Genomic DNA, 20,164 nt, shown 5'->3' on the forward strand with positions numbered 1-20,164 from the left:
GACAGGAGTGAGTGTCAGGAGCCGATCGGATCAATCCGTGACGGGCAGGCACTCGGCGAGCAGGGCGACGATGTCCCGCCAGGCTCGCTGTGCGTGCCGTGGGTGGTAGCCGACGCCGGGAGGCGTGCTGTGGTCGACCGGTGGGTGGTGGAAGGCGTGAAGGGCTCCTCCGTAGACCACGAGGCGCCAGTCGACGCCCGCGGCCTCCATCTCTGCGGTGAACGCCTCCCGTTGCGCGGGCGGCATGATCGGGTCTTCCGACCCGACCCCGGCCCATACCGGGCAGCGAATGCGTGCCGCCTCGCCCGGCCGGCCCGTGGTCAGCGCGTTGACCGTCCCAATCGCGCGCAGGTCGACGCCATCGCGACCGAGTTCCAGTGCGACCGCGCCCCCGGTGCCGTAGCCGATGGCGGCGGTCCGGTCGGGGTCGGCCCGTGGTTCGGCACGCAACACATTCAGCGCGGCGTGACCGATTCCTCGCATGCGGTCGGGATCGGCGAGCAGCGGCATGCAACGGGCCAGCATCTCCTCCGGGTCGTCCAAATAGCGTCCGCCGTGGAGGTCGAAGGCCAGCGCCACGTACCCCAGCTCGGCCAGAGCCTCGGCCCGCCGGCGCTCGACATCGCTGAGCCCCATCCCCTCGGGTCCGATCAGGACCGCGGGCCGGCGCTCGGCACCGGCCGGGAGCGCGAGGTGTCCGATCATCGTCAGGTTGTCGGCCGGGTATTCGACCGTACGGGTGGTGACCGTCGTCATGCGACTCGACGGTAATGACCGTTGCGCCCGCTCGAGGGGGTGTTCACCGATGGCAGACAGCAGTCCGTCCCGACTGCGTCACCCCGCGACACCGTGCGAGACGTTCCGCCCGGGGAACCGCGCGGGCACCCGGCCCCGGTGTGGTGAGGCCGGGCGTCCCGCGCGATGTCACGCGCGGCAGGTGGGCAGCCCGCCGTGGTACTCCGTCATCTCCCGGAACAGGGCCGGGATGTCCAGCGCCTCCCCCGGCGCCGCGCCGCGCTCCTCCGCGTACGCCCGGTGCAGGTTGGGCACCAGCCGTTCGGCGTCCAGCAGCCCCGCGAAGGGGCCGGGGCCGGTGGCGCGGGCCAGCTCCAGCGGGCTCGCCCCGTCCGCGACGCCCTGCCGGGCGAGACCGCGCAGCCAGCGGAAGTACGCCTCGTTCGCGTCGAGCACCTCCGGGCCGCCGACCGGCCCGTGGCCGGGCACGACCACCAGCGGGTCCAGCCGGCGCATCCGCTCCAGGGCGTCCAGGGAGCCGCTGACGGACCCCATCACGCAGAACGGCGTCACGCCCGACATCACCAGGTCGCCGGTGAACAGCACCCGCTGCTCGGGCACCCACACCACCGTGTCGTTGGTGGTGTGCGCGGCCGGGCCCAGGTGCAGCAGCTCCACCCGCACCCCGCCGGCGTGCAGGGTGAGCGCGTCGCGGAAGGTGACCTCGGGCAGGGCGAGTTCGATGTCGCCCCAGCACACGTCCGGCCACAGGGAGGTCAGGTGCAGCCCGGCGGCCGCCATGTCGGAGCGCGTCCGCTCGTGCGCGACGACCAGGGCCTCGGGGAAGAGGTGGTTGCCGAACGTGTGGTCGCCGTGGAAGTGCGTGTTGACCAGCGTGCGCGGCGGCGCGCCCGCGACGCGCAGCACCTCCTCGCGAAGCCGCCGCGCCCGGGCCTCGGTCGCCGCCGTGTCGACGAGCACGGCACGGCCGTCGTCGCCGGCGACCAGGCCCGCGTTGTTCAGGCACCAGCCGCCGTCGGGCTGCACGAAGGCGTACACCCCGTCGGCGACCTCGGTCAGCTCCCCCGCGAGGGCGACGGCGGTGCTCACAGCACGTCCGAGGGGACGAAGCCCAGCTCCTTGAGCATCGGCAGGTAGTTGAACACGTCGTAGTGCTCGATGATCTGGCCGGCGTCGTTGAAGCGCAGCTCCTCCAGCATGAACCAGGTGACCTTCTTCCCGGTCGGGGCCTTGCCCATGAACTCGCCCAGGTGGGTCGCCGTCACGGTGATCCGCAGGATCACCCGGTCGCCCTCGGAGACGGCGCTCTTGACGTCCAGGTGCAGGTCGGGGAAGGCGGCGAGGCCGCCCCGCATCGCGCCGATCATCTGCTGGGTGTCGACGGGACGGTCCTCGGAGAAGTGCCGGATGTCCGGCGCCCAGTGCTTGAGGATGCCGTCCAGCTCCCAGCGGTTCCAGGCGGCGGCGCAGTCCAGCGCGATCTGCTTGTTGCGCTCCTGGACGGTCTGGACGGTCTGGTCGGCGGACTGGTCGGACTGGACGGACGGCTCGGTCAGCGTCGTGGACATGGTGGGTTCCTTTGCGGTGGTGGGAGGTCAGGGAAGGAGTACGTGCTTGCCGACGGAGCGCCCGTCCAGCAGCTCCCGCAGCGCGGCGGCGGCCCCGCCGAGCGGGTGGCGGCCCGCGATCTCCGGCTTCAGCACGCCCTCGGCCAGCAGCCCGTACAGGGCGCCCAGAGCGGTGTTGAAGGCCTCGCCCGGCTTGACGTAGTACATCGTCATCCGCCGCCCGCCCGTCAGCCCCAGCAGGCGCGCCACGAACCGCCGGCCCGTGCGCAGCAGCGCCGGGACGTGCGGCCGGAACCACTGCCCCGGCCGGTAGCCGGCCACGGAGGAGTCGAACGACACCAGCGTGCCGCCCTTGGCCAGCATCTCCCAGCCCGCGTCCAGGCCCCGGCCGCCGATGTGGTCGAAGACGGCGGCCACGCCCTGCGGCGCCAGCACGCGCACCGCCGCCGGCAGGTCGGGGGTGCGGTAGTCGAGCGGCTCCGCACCCAGCGCCCGTACGGCGTCGTGCTTGGCGGGCGACGCCGTGCCGATGACCCTCAGGCCCCGGTGGACGGCGAGCTGGGTCAGCAGCGTGCCCACGCCGCCGCTGGCGCCGTGCACCAGCACGGTGTCGCCGGGGGCCAGGCCGGTCAGCCGGTCCAGCATCTGATACGCGGTCACCCCGTTGGTGACCAGCGCCACCGCCTCGGCGGCGTCCAGGTCCTCGGGCACCGGGGCCAGGTCCTTGGCGGCCGTCTCCACGTACTCCTGCCAGGCGCCGTAGCGGGGCATGGCCGCCACCCGGTCGCCGGCGCGCCACCCGGTGACGCCCTCCCCGACCTCGGTGATCCGGCCCACCAGGTCGTACCCGGGCACGAAGGGGAACCGGGGCGGGAAGGGGTGCAGGTGCTGGAGCATCTGGACCTCGGCGAACGACACGCCCGCCGCCTCGACGCGCACCACGACCTTGCCGCGGCCCGGCGAAGGGACCGCCTCGCGTGCGGTGACGAGCCGCTCCTCGGGCTCGCCGCTGCCCGTCATGCGGACCGCCGCGCCATCGAGAGCGGCACCGGTCCCGGCGGCGGCACCGGTCCCGGCGGCCCCGGGGCCGCCTCCGGGACGGATGCCGGCGTCGGCGGTCATGCGGCCAGCTCCTCGGACACGGGGGCGAAGTCGGCGGCGTGGTCGGCCGCCCACTGGGCGAACGTCCGGGCCGGCACGCCGGTGACGCGCTCGACGGTGTCCACGACGGCGGGCGGGTTGACCACCGCGTCGGCCAGGTAGCCCAGCACCATCTCCACCACCGGCGCCGGCATGGCCTGGCCCATCAGCTCACGGGCCTGGTCGGGGGTGATCTCCTCGAAGCGGATCTCCCGCCCCAGCGCACCGGAGATGGCCCGCACCTGGTCGGCCTGGGTGATCGCCTCCGGCCCGGTCAGTACGTACGCCTCGCCCGCGTGCCCGTCCTGGAGCAGCGCGGTCACCGCGACGGCGGCGACGTCCGCCTCGTGGATCAGGACGCGCGGGGCGTTGCCGTACGGGGCGCGCACCACGCCCTCGGCGCGGATCGAGTGGCCCCACTTCCACAGGACGTTGGTGGCGAACTCGTCGGGACGCACGAACGTCCAGTCGATGCCGGACTCCTCCACGGCCCGCTCCACGGCACGGTGGTACTCACCGCTGTGGTTGTCGCCCGACTCGTCCAGGACGGAGGACGAGGACAGCACGACGATACGGCTCACCCCGGCCTCCTTGGCGGCCGCGACGACCTCGCGGGCCGTCTCCGGGACCGGGAAGAGGTAGAGGCGCTCCACCCCGCGCAGCGCGGCGCGCAGCGAGTCGGGGCGGGTGAGGTCGCCCTCGTGGACGTCCACGCCCTCCGGCAGCCCGGCGGTGGCCGGATTCCTGGTCAGCGCCCGCACCGTGGCGCCCGCGGCCACGAGCCGCTCGACCACATGACGGCCGACCGATCCTGTTGCACCTGTCACCAGAACTGTCACGCCTGCTCCACGAGTTCGTTGGCCAGTAAGTGCTGCCCAGCGTCGGGAACCCCGCTGGAGGATGCCCGGAGAGGCGGTCGACCGCCTCGACCCCGCCTCAAGCGGAAGGGGGAACCATCGGATCGGCTACCACTCCCCATAGGACACGAAGGCGAGGCAGCGTTTTGTCCGCTCCCACCACCGCGCCCGGAAAAACCACGCCCAAGGACGACCGCAAGAAGAGCAAGAAGAAGAGATTCGAACTGAGCCGCCGGGGCCGCAAGCTGACCCTGGCCATCCACGTCGTCACGTCCGTCGGCTGGGTCGGCCTGTCACTGTCCATGGCCGTCCTGGCCCTCATGGGCTACACCACCGACGACGCGGCGGTCGCCAAGGGCGTGTACTACGCGATGTACGTGTTCGACGACACCAGCGTCACGGTGTTCAGCATCGCCGCGTCGATCTCCGGCATCGTGCTGTCCTGCGGCACGGCCTGGGGTCTGCTGCTGCACTGGTGGATCGTCGCCAAGTGGGTCATCACCCTCTTCATGACGATCTTCGCGTGGTTCGTCATCCACCCGATCGTCATGAAGGCCACCGAGAACACGGCGGAGGCCGGCGGCGCTCCCCCGCGCCCGGGCTGGCCCGCCGACTTCCTGGTGTGGAGCGTGCCCGCGCTGTTCGTGCTGCTGACGGCCGCCGCGGTCATCTCGGTCTACAAGCCCTGGGGCCGCACCGCTCGGGGCCGCCGCGCCACCGTCCGCCCGCGCCGCGCCTGATCCGACCCCCGGTAAGCCCCGCAAGCCCCCGGCCCGCCCGTCAAGGCGGGCCGGACGGCGTTCAGCAGCGCGTACAGAGGCGCGTTGAGGGCGGCGCTCAGGGGACGTTCCAAAAGGCGCTCTGGAGGCGTCCCAAAGGGCACGCAGGGGGCGCTCAGGGGCGCTCAGGGGGCGTCCAGGGCGCCTGCCGGGGTACGACGGGCGGCGTCCAGGGCCGCGCACCAGTGCGCCGGGTGCGGGGCGCGCAGCAGGCCCGTACCGATGAGCAGGCCGTGGAAGCCCGCCTCCAGGAGCCGGGCCGCGTCGGCGGGATCGGTGATGCCGCTGGCGCTGACCGCGCAGCGGGTGCCGGTGGCCCGCACGGCCGGCAGCAGCGCCGCGCTGCGGTCGAGGTCACCGGGCAGCCGTTCACGGGTGGCGATGTCCTTGTTGTTGACGGCGACCACGCACTGCGCCGCCCTCGGCACCGCCGCCGCCTCGGCCGCGTCGGCGACCTCCACGAACGGGGTCAGCCCGAGGTCCAGGGCGTGGTCCACCAGCCGCGCCAGTACCCCGGCGGGCAGTAGTCGCACGGTCAGCAGCACGGCGGAGGCGCCCAGTTCGCGGCTCCGTTCGAGCTGGCGCCGGCTGGTGAGGAAGTCCTTGCGCAGCAGCGGCAGCCGGGTGAGCGCGGCGACCTCGCGCAGCAGTTCCTCGCTGCCGCCGAACCACCGGCCGGTGACCACCGAGACGCACGGCGCCCCGGCCTCCTCGTACGCGGCGACGACCTCGGGCACCGTACGTGGCCACATCAGGTCGGTGCCGTCCGCGTCCCGCCGCTTGACCTCCATGATCACGGGGCGTGGCGCCGACAGCAGCGCGTCGGTGAACGTCATGACGCCTCCCTCCAGGCGCGGGTGACCGCCGCCGCGTGCGCCGGGGCGAGCAGCCCGTCCTCGCCACGGGCGGCGGAGTCCACGTCGATGCCGAGGAACCGGGGGTGGGCGACGGCCCCGCCGAACCGGTCCCGGTTGCCCGCCCCCAGCCCGCCCGCGAGCAGGAACGGCCGTTCCATGCGGTCGGCCAGCCCCGTCACCGTGGCGTCGTCCAGGCTCACCGCCGTACTGCCCACCCGCCCGCCGGCGCCGACCGCGTCGAGCAGGAAGACGTCCGTGCCGGCCCGCTCGTACGCGCCGATCAGCCGTGCCTCCACGCACGAATCACCCTCGACGTGCAGCACCTTGACGATGCGGACGCCGTCGGGGACCAGCGCCCGCAGGGCGCGGACCATGCCGGGCGGCTGGTAGCCGTGGAGCTGGATCCAGGACGGGCCCTGGCCGCCCGTGAGGCGAGCCAGCGCCTCGGCGTCGGCGCCGAAGGTGACCAGTACCGCCTCCAGGCGCCCGGTGGCCCGCGCCTCGGCCGACAGCTCGGCCAACCGCCCGGCGGACAGGTCCGCCCGGCCCCCGGGCACCCCGTGCCACAGCCCGACCAGGTCCGCCCCGGCGTCGGCGACGCCCCGCACCTCGGCGGCGGTCGTCGCACCGCAGATCTTGACCAGCACTACGCCGCCTCACCGACGAGGGAACCCTCCGCGAACCGGTCCCCCTCGCCCTCGAACAGCCTCGGGTGCGCGGCGCGCAGGTCGCCGATCACCCACTCGTAGGGCAGGTCGTCGAACTCGCCGTGCGTCCGCAGGAACTCCATCTGCCGCCGCCCCTTCAGGTCGAAGGGATGGTGCAGGCTGTCGGCGGTGCCGTCGAAGTCCAGCGGCGCCATCCGGTACAGCTTGCACAGCGTCTTGTTGAAGACCGGCGTCGCCTTCACCCAGCGGCCCTCCAGCCGCACTGAGGTCAGCCCGTGCTGGTGGAACACGTCCCCTCCGAGCAGCTCCTTCAGCCGCTCGGAGGCGAGGTGGTTGCGCACGTCGGTCAGGACCAGGCGCGCCGGGATGCCGAGCGAGCGCAGCCCGGCCGCGTACAGCACCGACTTGTGCAGGCACATGCCGGAGCCGGTGCGCACCACCTGGCTGGCGCGCAGCCCCTCGCGGGACAGGTCGGCGCCGTACACCTCGTAGCGGATGCCGTCGCGCACGGCGTAGTACAGGGCCACGGCCCGCTCGGTGGGGGTGGTGGCGCCCACCGGCAGCGCGCGACGGACGAAGTCGCGCACCTCGGGGCTGTCGTGGTCGATGAACTCGGTCGCTTCCAGGGCGGGCTGGAGGGTCATGGTGGAGTGTTCCGCTTCCGTCGTAGGTTGATCACAGGCCGAGCATCGAGGCGATGCGGTTGCGCTGGATCTCGGACGTGCCGGAGTAGATGGTCCCGGCGACCGAGTTGCGCAGCTCCTTCTCGATGCCGTACTCGGCCATGTAGCCGTTGCCTCCGAAGATCTGGACGGCGGCGAGCGCGGAGGCGACGTTGGCCTCGCTGGTGACGAGCTTGGCGATGGCGATGTCCCGGGTGACGTTCTCCCCCGCAGCCATCTTGCGGGCGGCGGAGTACAGCCAGTGCCGGGCCGTCTCCACCCCGATCTCCATGTCCACGATTCTGTGGGACACGGCCTGGTACGAGCCGATCGGCTGCCCGAACTGGGTGCGGGTGCGCGCGTACTCGGCGCAGCGCTCCACCCGGTCGCGCATCTCCCCCGCGTTGATGACGAAGGAGCACAGGATCTCCCAGCGCATCACGTGGTCCAGGACGAGGAAGCCGCCGCCGGGCCGGCCCACGACCCGGGAGGCGGGCACGCGGCAGTCGTCGAAGAACAGCTCGCACAGCGGCGAGGTGCGCAGCCCCATCTTGGCGACCGGCCGCCCGACGGTCAGGCCGGGCGTGTCGCGGTCGACGAGGAACGCGGTGATGCTCAGCGGGCCGGGACGGTCGCTGGTACGGGCGTAGACGGTGACCACGTCGGCGACCGGCCCGTTGCTGACGAAGGCCTTGCTGCCGTTCAGGACGAAGTCGTCGCCGTCGCGCACGGCGCGGGTACGCATCGCCAGCGCGTCCGAGCCGCTGTCGGGCTCGCTGATGGCATGGGCGCCGATCAGGTCGCCCGAGCACAGCCCCGGCAGGTAGCGCTCCTTCAGCTCGGCCGAGCCGAACCGGTGCACGGGGACGCCGGTGCTGACCAGGTGGCTGCACACGGAGAAGTTCAGCCCCGCGTCGCGGCAGCCCTGGCCCAGCCCCTCCAGGACGTACATGGTGGTCAGCAGGTCCTGTCCGAGCCCGCCCCAACGCTCCTCGAAGGGCAGGCCCAGGATGCCGGAGGCGCGCAGCAGGTCCCACTGTTCGCGGGGGAAGGCGGCCTCGGCGTCACGCTCGACGTGTCCTGCGCTGAGCTTGTCCAGCAGCGGCGCCAGACCGTCGCGCAACCGCTGCTGGTCGTCGGTCCACGTGATCATCAGTACTGGGAGAACTCGGCCGAGTCGAGGTTGTGGACCTCGTCGCCGCGCAGCGCCGGGGTGAACATGCACACCAGGCGCAGGTCCTCGTCCGGGGCGGCGATCAGCCAGTGCGCGTCGTGCTTGTCGAGGGCGTAGAGGGTGCCGGGGGTGATGGGGTGGGAGGTGCCGGCCATGTCGACGATCTCGCCGCTGCCCTCGATGCAGTAGCAGGCCTCCAGGTGGCGGCGGTACTCCAGCCGCGACTTGGTGCCGGCCCGCACGATCGTGTCGGTGACGGTGTAGCCGAGGCCGTCGGACTCGGTGAGGAACCTGCGGCTGAGGCCGTTGCCCCAGTCGACGCAGCGGACGCTGTCGAGCTTGCGGACGATCATGAGGGGGTCCCTTCGTTCGTACGGTGGGGGGCGGTGGGGCGGCGCAGCTCCGCGACGAAGGAGGCGAACTCCTCCACCGGGTCGCGCCGCTGGTCCAGGGCCTGTTCGAGGCGGGCCACGCCGGCGCTGCCGACGACCGCCGCGTCCGCGCCGAGCGCCTCCAGGGCGGCGATGTCGGCCCCGGTACGGACGCCGAAGCCGACGGCGACCGGGGCGCGGGTGGCGGCGCGCAGCCCTCCGAGGGCCGCGGCGAGCCGCTCCCGGTCGGGTGCGGCGGTGGTGCCGCTGCGGCCGTAGTGGGCGACCAGGTACAGGTACGCGGAGGCGTGGCGGGCCGCCTCGGCCGCGGTCGCGGCGTCCGAGACGGCGTAGCAGGTGGTGACCAGGGGCAGCCCGGCCCGGTGCGCGGCCTCGTAGTGGGCGGTACGCAGCCGGGGCGGCAGCCCGTGCAGCAGCAGCCCGTCGCAGCCGGCGTCGGCGACGGAGCGGGCGAAGTCGCCCAGGTCCGTGCCCTTGACGGTGTGGCTCCAGTCGGCGAGCAGCGCGATCCGAAGCCGCCGCAGCGTGGGCCGTACGGCGGCCACCGCGTCCAGGACCGCGGCCAGGGTGACCCCGCCGGCCAGCGCCCGGTCGGCGGACCGGCGGATCACGGGGCCGTCGGTGACGGAGTCGGGGAACGGAACGGCCAGTTCGAGGCAGTCGACGTCGCTGTCGTCCAGCATCGCGGCCAGCTCCGGCAGCGCGCCGAGCGGCGGATCGCCCGCGTTCACGAACACGGCGAGCCCGGGCCTGCCGGGCCGCCGCCGCGCGAAGAAGCCATCCCCGGCGCCGGTGTCCGCCCCGGTGCCGTCCGCGTCGCCGGTGCCGCCCGCGTTGCCGGTGCCGCCCGCGTTGCCGGTGCCGTCCGCGTTGCCGGTGCCGCCCGCCCCGGAGGCCGCCCGCACAGCGGCCCCCGAGGCGGCACGGGCGGCCCCCGCGCCCGATGCACCGGACGCGCCCGCCGCACCGGACGTACCGGAGTCACCGGCACCCGACGCACCCGACGCACCGGACGCACCCGCCGCACCGGCGGCGCCCGACGCGGCCGTACCCGGCCCGCCCGACCCGCCCGTACCGCCCGCCCCCGCCGCCCCGTTCCGGCAGGACGCCAGGGACAGGGCCGCCACGCCCGGGACGGCGGCCGGGGCGAGGCCCGACAGAGGTGGTGGGCCGGGCACGCAGCCCGACACGGGGGCGACGGTGAGGAGACGTTCAGGCATGGGCCGCCTCCAGCGTCCGCAGCCGGTCGACCAGTTCGAGGGCCGAGCCGTCGTGCAGCGTGGCGTGCGCGGCGCGCAGCGCCTGGTGCCAGTCACCGGTCAGCCGGCCGGCGACCGCGAGGGCGGCGGCGTTGAGGCAGACCGTCTGCGTCGCCGCCGGGCCGCCGCGCCCGGCCAGTACGTTCCGGAACAGCTCGGCGGCGCCCCGCGCCCCGCCCTCGGCCTGCGCCAGGTCCGCCAGGCGGCCGGCGCCCAGGCCGAGCGCGGCGGGCGTGAGCGTGAACTCGTCCTCGCCGCCGTCCTCGTACGCCCGCACCCGGTTGGCGGTGAAGGCGAGGAGCTCGTCGGCGCCGGCGTCGTTGCCGGCCAGCCACACCGTGCGGCCGGTGGCGCGGGAGGTGTGCCCGGCGGCGTACCGCAGGGCTTCCAGCGCCTCGGGGCGGGACACCCCGGTCACCTGGGCGCGCACCGGCATGTCGGCCAGGAAGGGGCCGAGGGTGTTGACGAAGGAGCCCAGCAGGCGCATGTCCAGCGGGGCGACGGCCCGCGCGAGCAGCGCGATCTCCGCCGGGTACACGAAGTACCCGGCGAAGGCGATGCCGCACCGCTGGAGCACCTCCTGGGTCTGTTCGTACGACGTCGTCGGCGCGATGCCCAGCCGCTCCAGCAGGTCCAGGGAGCCGCAGGAGCTGGTGTAGGCCCGCGAACCGGTCTTGACGACCCGCACGCCCATGGCCGCGGCCACGAACGCGGCGGCCGTGGAGATGTTGAAGGTGCGCGGCCCGCCCCCGGTGCCGACGATGTTGACGGCATCCCCGAACGCGTCCGCCGGGCGGGCGGGACGGCGCTCGGCCAGCGAGTCCAGCAACGCGCACAGGGTGACCCGGTCGGGCATCCGGGTGGACAGGGAGGCCAGCAGAGCCGTGGCTTCGCCCCTGCGCAAGTCCCCCGCGTGGAGCCGGTCCCAGAACGACCGCCACACCGGCAGCTCCACCGGACGGTCCCGGCCGATGAGCGAGACGACGGCTTCGTGCATGGCTACGCGGCCCCCGCGTGCTCGCGCGGCGCGTCCGCGAGGAACGCGGCGATGGCCGCGACGGAGGTGAAGGACTCCGGGTCGAGGTCGACGGCGTCGGTGTCGACCCCGTAACGGTCCTCCAGCCAGGCGATCACCTTGAGCAGCCCGAGGCTGTCGATGATGCCGTTCTCCATGAGGTCGTGGTCGTCGGCCAGCTCGTGGGCGGCCACGTCCGGCAGGAACTCCTCGACGATGAACTCCCTGACGGCCTGGGCGTACTGCATGTCAGTTCTCCTTGGTGAAGTGGGCCGAAGCGACCCGGTCGCGGTCGACCTTGCCGGTGGAGGTCCGGGGCAGCGCGTCGTCGGTGATGCGCAGCACCGAGGGGACCGCCGCCCGGGGCAGCCGGCGGGCGAGGTGCCCGCGCAGCGTCAGGCTGTTGAGGCCCGAGTCCGGTGAGCGCCGCACGACCGCGTGCAGCAGGCGCCCCGCGATCGGGTCGGGCAGGGCCAGGACGGCCGCCTCGGTCACATCGCGGTGGCCGAGCAGGACGTGCTCCACCTCCTGGGCGTTGACCCGCACCCCGCGCACCTTGACCTGGTGGTCGGCGCGGCCCTCCAGGGTCAGCGAGCCGTCCGGGTGCCGGCGCACCAGGTCGCCGCTGCGGAAGTAGCGCCGGCCGTCGTCGCGCACGGGATGCGGTACGAAGACCTCCCTGCCGGCCGCGGCGCCAAGGTAGCCGCGCGTCTGGAACGGTGTGGAGACGAGCAGTTCGCCCGTGCCGGGCCCCTCCAGCACCGCGCCCTCGGCCGTGACGACGAGCGCCTCGACGCCGGGCAGCGGGACGCCGATGGGCAGTGGCGGCGGGGCGGGGTCGCGGGTGTCGACCTCGTGGACGTAGCTGTCGTTGGTCTCGGTGCACCCGTAGATGTTGTGGAGCCGGGCCCCTGGCAGCAGGGCGGGCAGCCGGTCGAGCAGCGGCCCGGGGATGGCGTCGCCGGTGAACATGGCGTGCCGCACGGCAGGCAGGGCGGCCGTCCCGGTGGCGTCCGCCGCGTCGGCGAGGAGCCGGAAGAACATGGGTACGGCCTGGACGACGTGCACCTCGTGCCGCTGGAGGAGGCCGAGCAGGCGCGCCCCGTCCAGGGCGTGGTCGGGGTCGACGAGGACGACACGGCCGCCGTGGGCGAGGGTGGTCCAGACGTCGAGCAGGCACAGGTCGAAGTTGAGCGGCGCGTAGTTGAGGACGGTGGTGCCCGGTCCGATGCCGAAGGCGCCGGCGGCCCAGTCGGTGAAGGCGTCGATGGCCTCCGCGTCCAGCGGGACGATCTTCGGCAGCCCGGTGGAACCGGACGTGGTCAGCAGCAGGGCCGGCCGGCCGGTGGGCGGCGCGGGGGGCGAGGGCGCGCCGGCCTCCGCGCCGGTGTCGTCGCACGGCCGCAGCACGTCCCGTACGCCGGCCTGCTCGTGCAGCTCGTCCAGGGCGTCCGGCCCGAGGGTCGCGGCGGGCAACAGCACCGGCCGCCGCTCCAGCAGGCAGGCCAGGACCAGGGCGATGGTGGCGGGCGACTTCACGGCGGGCACCGATACCGGCTCGTCGCCCGGCAGTGCCGCGATGCGGGCCCGCTCCCGCGCCGTGCGGTCCAGCAGTGACCCGTAACTGATCTCCTCGTCCCGCCACACCAGAGCCGTCGCACGCGGCGCCCGCCGCGCCTGCCCGACGACGCCGTCGAGCAGACCCCGACGGCCCTCCGCCGCGCCCACGCCTCCGCTCACGGCCCCTCCCCCAGCTCGCCCTGCGCTCCTGTGGGTACCGATGGTGGTTTCGCCGTCTGGAGGATCGATGGAGCCCCGCTGAACTCCCCCACCCCCCAAAGCTGCCCCGCCGGGCGTTCCACGCCCATGCTCCCCAGGCGTCCCCGCCCCGCCGGGGGCCACCGGGCCCCCGCCCCGCAGGCACCCCTGCCCCCGCCGGGCGCCCCCCACAGGTGTCCCACGCCCATGCTCCGCAGGCGTCCCCGCCCCGCGGGGGCCACCCGGCCCCTGCCCCGCAGGCGTCCCCGCCCCGCTGCCGAAGCCGCGCTGTCCCTCCGCCGAGGCCCCCCGGCCCACGCCCTGCGGGCGTACCCCGCTCCCGCCGGGGGCCTCCGCCCTGCCGATCCCCCGCCCCGCACCCCCGCCGAGGGCCATCCCACACCGCTGCCGGGCCACCCCGCCCTGCCGCCGATCCCCCGCCCCGGCGGCCCCATCGGAGCCCCCCACCGGAGCCCCCCGCCGGCCACCCCGGCAGCCCCCCCCCGCGAGCACGGCCCTCGGCAACACGCCCCCCCCCGCGAGCACGCGCCCCCGTAGCACGCGCCCCCGCACACGCCCGAGGGGGCCGCGTCACCGGCCTGGTGGCGCGGCCCCCTCGGGCCGTAGGACTCGTGCGGCGATCAGCCGGCGGTCAACTCCACGAGCACGTCCGCCGGGTCGCTGTGCGGCGCCCCGGCGGGCCACCACGCGCCGGACTCCTGGCGGTAGGGGTACCACCGCCCGTCGCGGCCCAGGCGCAGTTGGATGCCCTGTCCGGCGAGGGTCCAGTGGTTGTCCCGGACTTCCAGCTCCGGCAGCTCGTCCGCCTCCCAGCCCGCCGACAGCGCCGCCCGGGCCCGGGCGGTCTCCTGGGCGGACGGCGACCAGGTGCGCTCCAGCACCTCCAGCGCGGCCGCCCCGCCGGTGCGCCAGGCGGCGGCCGCGCGGTCCAGCTCCTCCGGCGGCCTGCCGCAGCTCTCGCGCAGCCGCGCCGGCACCCTCGGGTCCGGGTGCGTGGCGGCGATCCGCACGGTGTCCTGCCACAGGTCCAGCGGCGGCGCGGGCTCGGCGGTCAGCCCGAGGGCGTACGCGAGCAGTCCGCGCGCCCGCACGGCCGCGTCGGCGACCAACTGCTCCAGCGGGTCGGCCTCGATGCCGGTGACCGGCTCGTCGGTGCGGGCCGGCGCGGCGGGCAGCGACGGCGGGGCGGGCAGCGGGGACGAGCCACGGGCCCACGCCGCGACCGGGTCGAGGCCCGGCGGCGGACCGGCCTCCTCCTGCTCGCCGCCCTCGCCCTCGTACCCCTCCGCGTCCTCTTCCCCGCCCTCCTCGTCTTCCTCGTCCTCGTCGAAGCCCGTCATCGCCCGCAGCAGCAGCTCCGACTTGAGCTCCTCCACGGCCTCCTCGGCGTCCCTGCCCCGCACCAGCGGCAGCAGCCACGGCTCCGTCTCCAGCAGCCACGACACCTGGTAGCACAGCGCCGTGGCGTGCGGGCACGGGTGCTCCAGGGCGTCGCAGTCGCAGTCCGCGTCCAGGTCGCCGTAGCCGGGCAGCATCCGCACCCGGGCGTCCTCCACCGCCTCCAGGAGGTCCTCGGGCAGCTCACCCGCGAGGAGTTCCTCCGTCACGGCCGGCCGTTCGGCGGCCTTCTCCCAGAGCACCTCCCACTCCCCCGCGTCCAGCTCCGCGAGCGTGACCACGGTCGTGTACGCGGCCTCGCCCCCGTACACCTCCGCCGAGATCCGCCCCGGGCTGACGGTGATCGGGCCGATCCGCCCGGTGCGCGCGAAGGCCCGGCCCTTCTTCAGGGACTCCTCCTCCGGCCAGGTGTCCTCCACGGCCTCGGTCCACGCCTTCGCCCAGAACGACTGGCCGCGGGCGCGCCCGCCCTTGCGCGCCGCGAAGGCGGGAAAGCCCCGTGCACCGCTCTCCTGTGCCTCGCCCATCACTCGCTCCTCAGCTCGACCAGGTTGGCCAGCTCGTCGTTCGTCAGCTCCGTCAACGCCTGCTCGCCCGTGCCCAGCACCGCGTCCGCCAGCTCCTTCTTGGACTCCAGCAGCGCGGCGATCCGGTCCTCGACGGTGCCCTCGGCGATCAGCCGGTGGACCTGGACCGGCTTGGTCTGGCCGATACGGTACGCACGGTCCGTGGCCTGGGCCTCCACCGCCGGGTTCCACCAGCGGTCGTAGTGCACGACGTGATCGGCCCGGGTGAGGTTCAGCCCGGTGCCCGCCGCCTTCAACGACAGCAGGAACACCGGCACTTCGCCGTCCTGGAAGCGCTGCACCAGCTCCTCGCGCTTCGGCACGGGCGTGCCGCCGTGCAGGAGCTGCGCGGGTACGCCCCGCTGCGCCAGGTGCCGCTCCAGCAGTTTCGCCATGGCGACGTACTGGGTGAACACGAGCGCGGCGCCGCCCTCGGCGGTGATCGTGTCGAGGAGTTCGTCGAGCAGCTCCAGCTTCCCGGAGCGCCCGGTGAGGGGGGCCGCGTCCTCCTCCTTGAGGAACTGGGCGGGGTGGTTGCAGATCTGCTTCAGCCCGGTGAGCAGCTTCAGGACCAGACCACTGCGCGCGATGCCCTCACTGCCGCGGATCTGCGCCATCACCTCCCGTACCTGCGTGCGGTACAGGGCCGACTGTTCGGCGCTGAGCGAGACCGGGCGGTCCGTCTCGGTCTTGGGCGGCAGCTCCGGGGCGATGCCCGGGTCGGACTTGCGGCGGCGCAGCAGGAACGGGCGTACGAGACCGGCCAGGCGCTGGGCCGTGGCCCGCTCCCCCGCCCCCTCGGCACGCTCGGCCTCGATCGGCGCCATCCAGCGCCGGCGGAACTCGCCGTACCCGCCCAGCAGTCCGGGCGTCGTCCAGTCGAGGACGGCCCACAGCTCGGAGAGGCTGTTCTCCACGGGCGTGCCGGTGAGCGCGACCTTCGCGTCGGCGGGGATGAGCCGCAGCGCCTTCGCGGTGCCCGAGTGGGGGTTCTTGACGTGCTGGGCCTCGTCGGCGACGACCATGCTCCAGCGGTGCCCGGCCAGCCGCTCGGCATCCAGCCGCATGGTGCCGTACGTCGTCAGGACGAACCCGTCGTCGGCGCCGTCCAGGGTGCGCCCGGTGCCGTGGAAGCGGCGCACGGCGGTGCCGGGCGCGAACCGGCCCACCTCCCGCTGCCAGTTGCCCAGCAGCGAGGCCGGGCAGACGACGAGCGTCGGGCCGGCGCTGTCCTCGTGCTCCTGGCGCAGCAGGTGCAGCGAGATGAGCTGGAGGGTCTTGCCCAGGCCCATGTCGTCGGCGAGGCAGCCGCCCAGGCCCAGCGAGGTCATCCGGTCCAGCCAGCGCAGGCCGCGGAGCTGGTAGTCGCGGAGGGTGGCGGTGAGCGCGGCGGGCTGCTGGACGGGTTCGCTGCCGCCGTCCGGGTCGGACAGCCGGGCGCGCAGCGCCAGCAGCCAGGCGGTGGGCGCGACCGGCACCTGCTCGGTGCCTATCCGCGCGTACCCGCTCAGGGCGACGGCGAGGGCCTCGATCGCGGTGAGGGAACCCACCTCCCGCTCGCGCGCCTTGCGGGCGAGGTCCGCGCCGACGAGGGTCCACTTCCCTCGCAGCCGCACGACGGGCCGGCCCGTGCCGACGGCCGCCATCTCCTCGTCGGTGAGCGGGTCGCCGTCGAGGTCGAGCTGCCAGCGCAGGTCGACCGTGCCGTCGCCGCCGAAGAAGGAGCGCAGGTCGGTGGGTGGTGGCAGGTCGGCGCCGACGACGGCGCGGGCGGTCAGCGACCGGTGGGCGTCCTCGGGCCACAGGACGTCGATGCCGTGGGCGCGCAGTCGGCCGGCCCCGTCGCCCAGCAGGTCGGTGACGTCCCGGTCGGACAGGTCCATGGCGCGCGGTACGGGCAGCAGCCGCTCCAGCGGTGACCACACGCCCGCGGCGCGGCGCACGGCGAGCACGGTGTCGGCCTGGGCGCGCGGGCCCAGCGCGTGGTCGGCGCTCTCGAACAGCTCGCCCGCGTCGAGCGCGAGGGTCGGGTCGGCGAGGCTGTGGGCGCGCGGCACGAGCCGCAGGGCGGGCGGTTCCGCTCCCCCGCCGTCCGCGAGCTCGATCCGCAGCGAGACCCGTACCCCGGAGTCGAGCCCCGCCGAGATCTCCTCGGCCCACGCCCGCAGTTGCGGCACGTGCTGCGGCTCCACGGCCGCGAACGCCGCCCGGCCGGTCGCCGCGTGAGCCGCCGGGGTGCGCGGCAGCGTGTCGGCGACGGCGTCCAGGAACGCCCGTACCAGACCTTCCGGTTCGGCCAGGCGCACGTGCGCGCCGCCCGTGCCCGGCAGGGCGGCGGCGTACGCCTCGGGCGGCGCGGCGGCCGCCAGTTCCCGTACGCGTCGCACGTCGTCCAGGTCCAGCGGGCCGGTGCGCCAGGCGTCGTAGCCACCCGGGGTGACGCCCGGCAGCAGCCGCTCCCGGGCCGCCAGGTGCAGGGCGATCGCGGCCGCCCGGCCCCAGAAGGCGGCGGCCGGATGCACCCCGGCGCCCGCCTCCGCGCCCGCCTCCAGGCCTGCCCCGGGCTGCGCGCCCGCCTCCGCGCCTGCCCCGGGCTGCGCGCCCGCCTCCAGGCCTGCCCCGGGCTGCGCGCCCGCCTCCGCCGTCTCCCCCGGCCTGGCCGCGCGGGCCAGCACCGGCAGGGCGTCGGCGACCGACAGGCGCACGACCGGAACGGTGCGCGTCACGGGCGCCCCGTCCTCGACGGTGACGACGTCCGCCTCGCCGGCCTCCCCGCCCCCGTCCCGGCCCACCGGCGGCGGGCCGCCCTGCGCGTCCCAGAACACCACCCTGCCGGCGCGGGGCGGGTCGGCCGCCTCGAACAGCACCGCGCACCGCGTGAGCTCACCGGCACGCACGCCCGTCATCACTGCCATGTCCCTCTGGATTCCTCTCCGTCCGTCCGGCGTGGCCGGTTTTCAGCGGCCGAGCCGCTGGTAGCGTCGCACGGACAGCGGGAAGAAGATCGCAAAAATGATCAACGGCCACACAACGGCCATGACTATGGCCTGATCCGTCGCCCATGTCCCGGTGTCCCACCCGGGGTTGCCGAACAGCTTCCGAGCCGCCGTCACCGTCGCCGACAGCGGATTCCACTCGGAGACCGCGGCGAGCCAGCCCGGCATGGTGTCCGGCGAGACGAACGCGTTCGACAGGAACCCGAGCGGCCACACCAGGGTCTGCACGGCGGTCACGGCGGCCGTGTCCGTGAAGACGAGACCCAGGTAGATGCCCACCCACAGCAGCGCGAAGCGCAGCAGCAGGAGCAGGCCGACGGCCGCGAGTGCCTGGCCCACCCCGTTGTCGGCCCGCCAGCCGACCGCCAGGCCGCACAGGATCATCACGGTCAGGCCGAGGACCGAGTTGAGCATGTCGGCGATGCTGCGCCCGGTCACCACCGCCCCGGAGGACGTGGGCATCGCGCGGAACCGGTCGGTGACACCCTTGGCCGCGTCGCTGATCACGGCCAGCATCGTCACCTCGATGCCGAAGACCATCGTCATGGCGAACATGCCGGGCACCAGGAACTCGCGGTAGTTGCCCCCGCCGGGCACCTGCATCGCGCCGCCGAACAGGTACCCGAACATCAGCACCATCATGATCGGGAAGAGCAGGCCGATGACGACCGGGGCGGGATTACGGGCCCAGTGGGCCAGGGAACGGCCGGTCAGGACCCAGGAGTCGGACAGGGCCCAGCGGGGACCACCTGTCCCGGCCGTGGGCTGCGGGGCTGCGGTGGTCACACCGTCACCTCTTCCTTCTCCTCGTCGCGGACGGCGTCAGCGCCCGCATCAGCGTTCTTCTCCGTACCGGTCAGGTGCAGGAACACCTCGTCCAGGGTCGGCCGGCGCAGCGCGATGTCCTCGGCCACCACCCCCGCGTCACCGAGTGCGCGCACCGTCTCGGTCAGCGCGATCACCCGGTCCTGGACCGGGGCGCCCACGCGCCGGTTCTCGGTGTCGGTGTCGGTGTCCCGGCCGGTGATCCGCGCCAGCACCTCGGCCGCGGCCGCCAGGTCACCGGCGTTGCGGACCGTGACGTCGATCCGGTCGCCCCCGATCGCCGACTTCAGCTCGTCGGGCGTACCCTCGGCGATCACCCGCCCGCCCGCGCCGCCCGGCGACGCGATGACCGAGATCCGGTCGGCGAGCTGGTCCGCCTCATCCAGGTACTGCGTGGTCAGCAGCACCGTGGTGCCGTCGTCGACGAGTGAACGCACCGCCGCCCACACCTCGTTGCGGCTGCGCGGGTCCAGCCCGGTCGTCGGCTCGTCGAGGAAGAGCACCCGCGGCGCGAGGATCAGGCTGGCCGCGAGGTCCAGGCGCCGCCGCATACCGCCCGAGTAGTCCTTGACCTGCTTGGTGCCGGTGTCGGCGAGCCCGAACTGCTCCAGCAGCGCGTCCGCGCGCTCCCCCGCCGCCCGCTTCCCCAGGTGGTACAGCCGGCCGAACATCACCAGGTTCTGCCGGCCGCTGAGCACCTCGTCGACCGCCGCGTACTGCCCGAGCAGCCCGATCCGGGCCCGCACCTTCGCGCTGTCGCGGACGACGTCGAAGCCCGCGACCTCGGCGCGGCCCTCGTCCAGCCTGGCCAGCGTGGACAGGATGCGTACCGCGGTGGTCTTGCCGGCACCGTTGTGCCCGAGCAGCCCGTGGACGGTGCCCTCCGGCACCCGCAGGCCGAACCCGTTCAGGGCCGGGGCTTCGCCGTACCGCTTGCACAGGTTCTCGGCGAGGATCGCGTATTCGGATCCCATGGATGTCCTTCCCCAGGGGTGGATGACAGTGGATGACGTGTGCTGAGCAGTGTGGGGGCCGCCGCTCGGCCCGCCTTCGAGTCCCGCTCGACCCACGGACGGAACCGTCGGGACGTCCAAGCACGCCCACCGGCCCGGAGGAGCACGTGGTCACCTTCATCAACCGCTTCACGGTCACTGGCCCCGCCGAGGAGTTCGAGCGGCTCTTCGACGACACCTCGGCCTTCTTCCGCGACCGTCCCGGTTTCCTCAGCCACCGGCTGCTGCGCCACACCGAGCAGCCCGGCAGTTACGTCAACGTCGCCGAGTGGGCGGACGCCGAGTCCTTCCGCGCGGCCGTCACCCACCCCGACTTCGCCCCGCACGCCGCCGCCCTGCGCACGCTGAGCACCAGCGAGCCGAACCTGTACGCGTCGGTGATGGAACGCACGGCCACCACCGGGAACGACTGAGCGCCCACCGCACACGAGAGCGGGCGGCCCCTCCGCACAGGGGGCCG

20 protein-coding genes are annotated in these 20,164 nt (G+C 74.4%); 2 read left to right on the forward strand and 18 right to left on the reverse strand.

What is annotated here, in order from left to right; translation table 11 throughout:
* Positions 1–30: 30 nt before the first annotated feature.
* The 5 genes from ACZ46W_RS32740 to ACZ46W_RS32760 form a co-directional block, all read right to left on the reverse strand.
* Positions 31–756: a dienelactone hydrolase family protein gene (locus tag ACZ46W_RS32740; protein ID WP_468345542.1), complete on the reverse strand. Its 726-nt coding sequence runs from the start codon at positions 754–756 to the stop codon at positions 31–33.
* A gap of 168 nt (positions 757–924) precedes the next feature.
* Positions 925–1,845, reverse strand: coding sequence for an MBL fold metallo-hydrolase (locus ACZ46W_RS32745; protein ID WP_468345543.1), 921 nt, complete (start codon positions 1,843–1,845; stop codon positions 925–927).
* Positions 1,842–2,324 (reverse strand): ester cyclase, encoded by a 483-nt coding sequence (locus ACZ46W_RS32750; RefSeq protein ID WP_468345544.1) that lies wholly within the window; start codon positions 2,322–2,324, stop codon positions 1,842–1,844. Before ACZ46W_RS32750 ends, ACZ46W_RS32745 begins: the two co-directional genes overlap by 4 nt.
* Positions 2,325–2,351: 27 nt before the next feature.
* Positions 2,352–3,446 carry an alcohol dehydrogenase catalytic domain-containing protein gene (locus tag ACZ46W_RS32755; protein WP_468345545.1) on the reverse strand — a complete coding sequence of 365 codons (1,095 nt, stop codon included), beginning with the start codon at positions 3,444–3,446 and terminating at the stop codon, positions 2,352–2,354.
* Positions 3,443–4,303 (reverse strand): NAD(P)H-binding protein, encoded by an 861-nt coding sequence (locus ACZ46W_RS32760; RefSeq protein ID WP_468345546.1) that lies wholly within the window; start codon positions 4,301–4,303, stop codon positions 3,443–3,445. Before ACZ46W_RS32760 ends, ACZ46W_RS32755 begins: the two co-directional genes overlap by 4 nt.
* A gap of 164 nt (positions 4,304–4,467) precedes the next feature.
* Here ACZ46W_RS32760 and ACZ46W_RS32765 point away from each other — a divergent pair, with 164 nt between their 5' ends.
* A complete protein-coding gene (locus tag ACZ46W_RS32765) occupies positions 4,468–5,061 on the forward strand; it encodes a DUF2269 domain-containing protein (RefSeq protein WP_468345547.1) in 594 nt (197 codons plus the stop codon).
* 164 nt (positions 5,062–5,225) lie between these two features.
* On the opposite strand, the gene ACZ46W_RS32770 is transcribed toward ACZ46W_RS32765, so the two are convergent.
* The 13 genes from ACZ46W_RS32770 to ACZ46W_RS32830 all read right to left on the reverse strand — a co-directional run bounded on the left by ACZ46W_RS32770 (position 5,226) and on the right by ACZ46W_RS32830 (position 19,665).
* Positions 5,226–5,936: a beta/alpha barrel domain-containing protein gene (locus ACZ46W_RS32770; RefSeq protein WP_468345548.1), complete on the reverse strand. Its 711-nt coding sequence runs from the start codon at positions 5,934–5,936 to the stop codon at positions 5,226–5,228.
* A complete protein-coding gene (locus tag ACZ46W_RS32775; protein WP_468345549.1) occupies positions 5,933–6,604 on the reverse strand; it encodes a phosphoribosylanthranilate isomerase in 672 nt (223 codons plus the stop codon). The genes ACZ46W_RS32770 and ACZ46W_RS32775 overlap by 4 nt, the downstream gene beginning before the upstream one ends.
* The gene (locus ACZ46W_RS32780) at positions 6,604–7,269 is read right to left on the reverse strand and encodes a transglutaminase-like domain-containing protein (protein WP_468345550.1); all 666 of its coding nucleotides are present in this window, start codon (positions 7,267–7,269) and stop codon (positions 6,604–6,606) included. Before ACZ46W_RS32780 ends, ACZ46W_RS32775 begins: the two co-directional genes overlap by 1 nt.
* Positions 7,270–7,300: 31 nt before the next feature.
* Positions 7,301–8,440 (reverse strand): acyl-CoA dehydrogenase family protein, encoded by a 1,140-nt coding sequence (locus ACZ46W_RS32785; protein WP_468345552.1) that lies wholly within the window; start codon positions 8,438–8,440, stop codon positions 7,301–7,303.
* Positions 8,440–8,814 (reverse strand): ectoine synthase, encoded by a 375-nt coding sequence (locus ACZ46W_RS32790; RefSeq protein ID WP_468345554.1) that lies wholly within the window; start codon positions 8,812–8,814, stop codon positions 8,440–8,442. Before ACZ46W_RS32790 ends, ACZ46W_RS32785 begins: the two co-directional genes overlap by 1 nt.
* On the reverse strand, positions 8,811–10,073 hold the full coding sequence (gene trpA / locus ACZ46W_RS32795; RefSeq protein WP_468345556.1) for a tryptophan synthase subunit alpha: 1,263 nt from the start codon (positions 10,071–10,073) through the stop codon (positions 8,811–8,813). Before trpA ends, ACZ46W_RS32790 begins: the two co-directional genes overlap by 4 nt.
* Positions 10,066–11,109: an anthranilate phosphoribosyltransferase gene (locus ACZ46W_RS32800; protein ID WP_468345558.1), complete on the reverse strand. Its 1,044-nt coding sequence runs from the start codon at positions 11,107–11,109 to the stop codon at positions 10,066–10,068. Before ACZ46W_RS32800 ends, trpA begins: the two co-directional genes overlap by 8 nt.
* Positions 11,110–11,111: 2 nt before the next feature.
* Positions 11,112–11,375 carry an acyl carrier protein gene (locus ACZ46W_RS32805; protein WP_366132280.1) on the reverse strand — a complete coding sequence of 88 codons (264 nt, stop codon included), beginning with the start codon at positions 11,373–11,375 and terminating at the stop codon, positions 11,112–11,114.
* A gap of 1 nt (position 11,376) precedes the next feature.
* Positions 11,377–12,867 carry an AMP-binding protein gene (locus tag ACZ46W_RS32810; RefSeq protein ID WP_468345560.1) on the reverse strand — a complete coding sequence of 497 codons (1,491 nt, stop codon included), beginning with the start codon at positions 12,865–12,867 and terminating at the stop codon, positions 11,377–11,379.
* 659 nt (positions 12,868–13,526) lie between these two features.
* On the reverse strand, positions 13,527–14,831 hold the full coding sequence (locus ACZ46W_RS32815; RefSeq protein WP_468345562.1) for an SWIM zinc finger family protein: 1,305 nt from the start codon (positions 14,829–14,831) through the stop codon (positions 13,527–13,529).
* Positions 14,831–17,785 carry a DEAD/DEAH box helicase gene (locus tag ACZ46W_RS32820; RefSeq protein WP_468345564.1) on the reverse strand — a complete coding sequence of 985 codons (2,955 nt, stop codon included), beginning with the start codon at positions 17,783–17,785 and terminating at the stop codon, positions 14,831–14,833. The genes ACZ46W_RS32815 and ACZ46W_RS32820 overlap by 1 nt, the downstream gene beginning before the upstream one ends.
* Before the next feature lie 42 nt (positions 17,786–17,827).
* A complete protein-coding gene (locus ACZ46W_RS32825) occupies positions 17,828–18,652 on the reverse strand; it encodes an ABC transporter permease (protein ID WP_468345566.1) in 825 nt (274 codons plus the stop codon).
* Positions 18,649–19,665: an ATP-binding cassette domain-containing protein gene (locus ACZ46W_RS32830; RefSeq protein ID WP_468345568.1), complete on the reverse strand. Its 1,017-nt coding sequence runs from the start codon at positions 19,663–19,665 to the stop codon at positions 18,649–18,651. The genes ACZ46W_RS32825 and ACZ46W_RS32830 overlap by 4 nt, the downstream gene beginning before the upstream one ends.
* A gap of 146 nt (positions 19,666–19,811) precedes the next feature.
* Between ACZ46W_RS32830 and ACZ46W_RS32835 the strand changes: the two genes are divergently transcribed.
* The gene (locus tag ACZ46W_RS32835; protein ID WP_468345570.1) at positions 19,812–20,117 is read left to right on the forward strand and encodes an antibiotic biosynthesis monooxygenase family protein; all 306 of its coding nucleotides are present in this window, start codon (positions 19,812–19,814) and stop codon (positions 20,115–20,117) included.
* Positions 20,118–20,164: the final 47 nt, after the last annotated feature.

Source organism: Streptomyces sp. NPDC031064 (genome assembly GCF_055570965.1).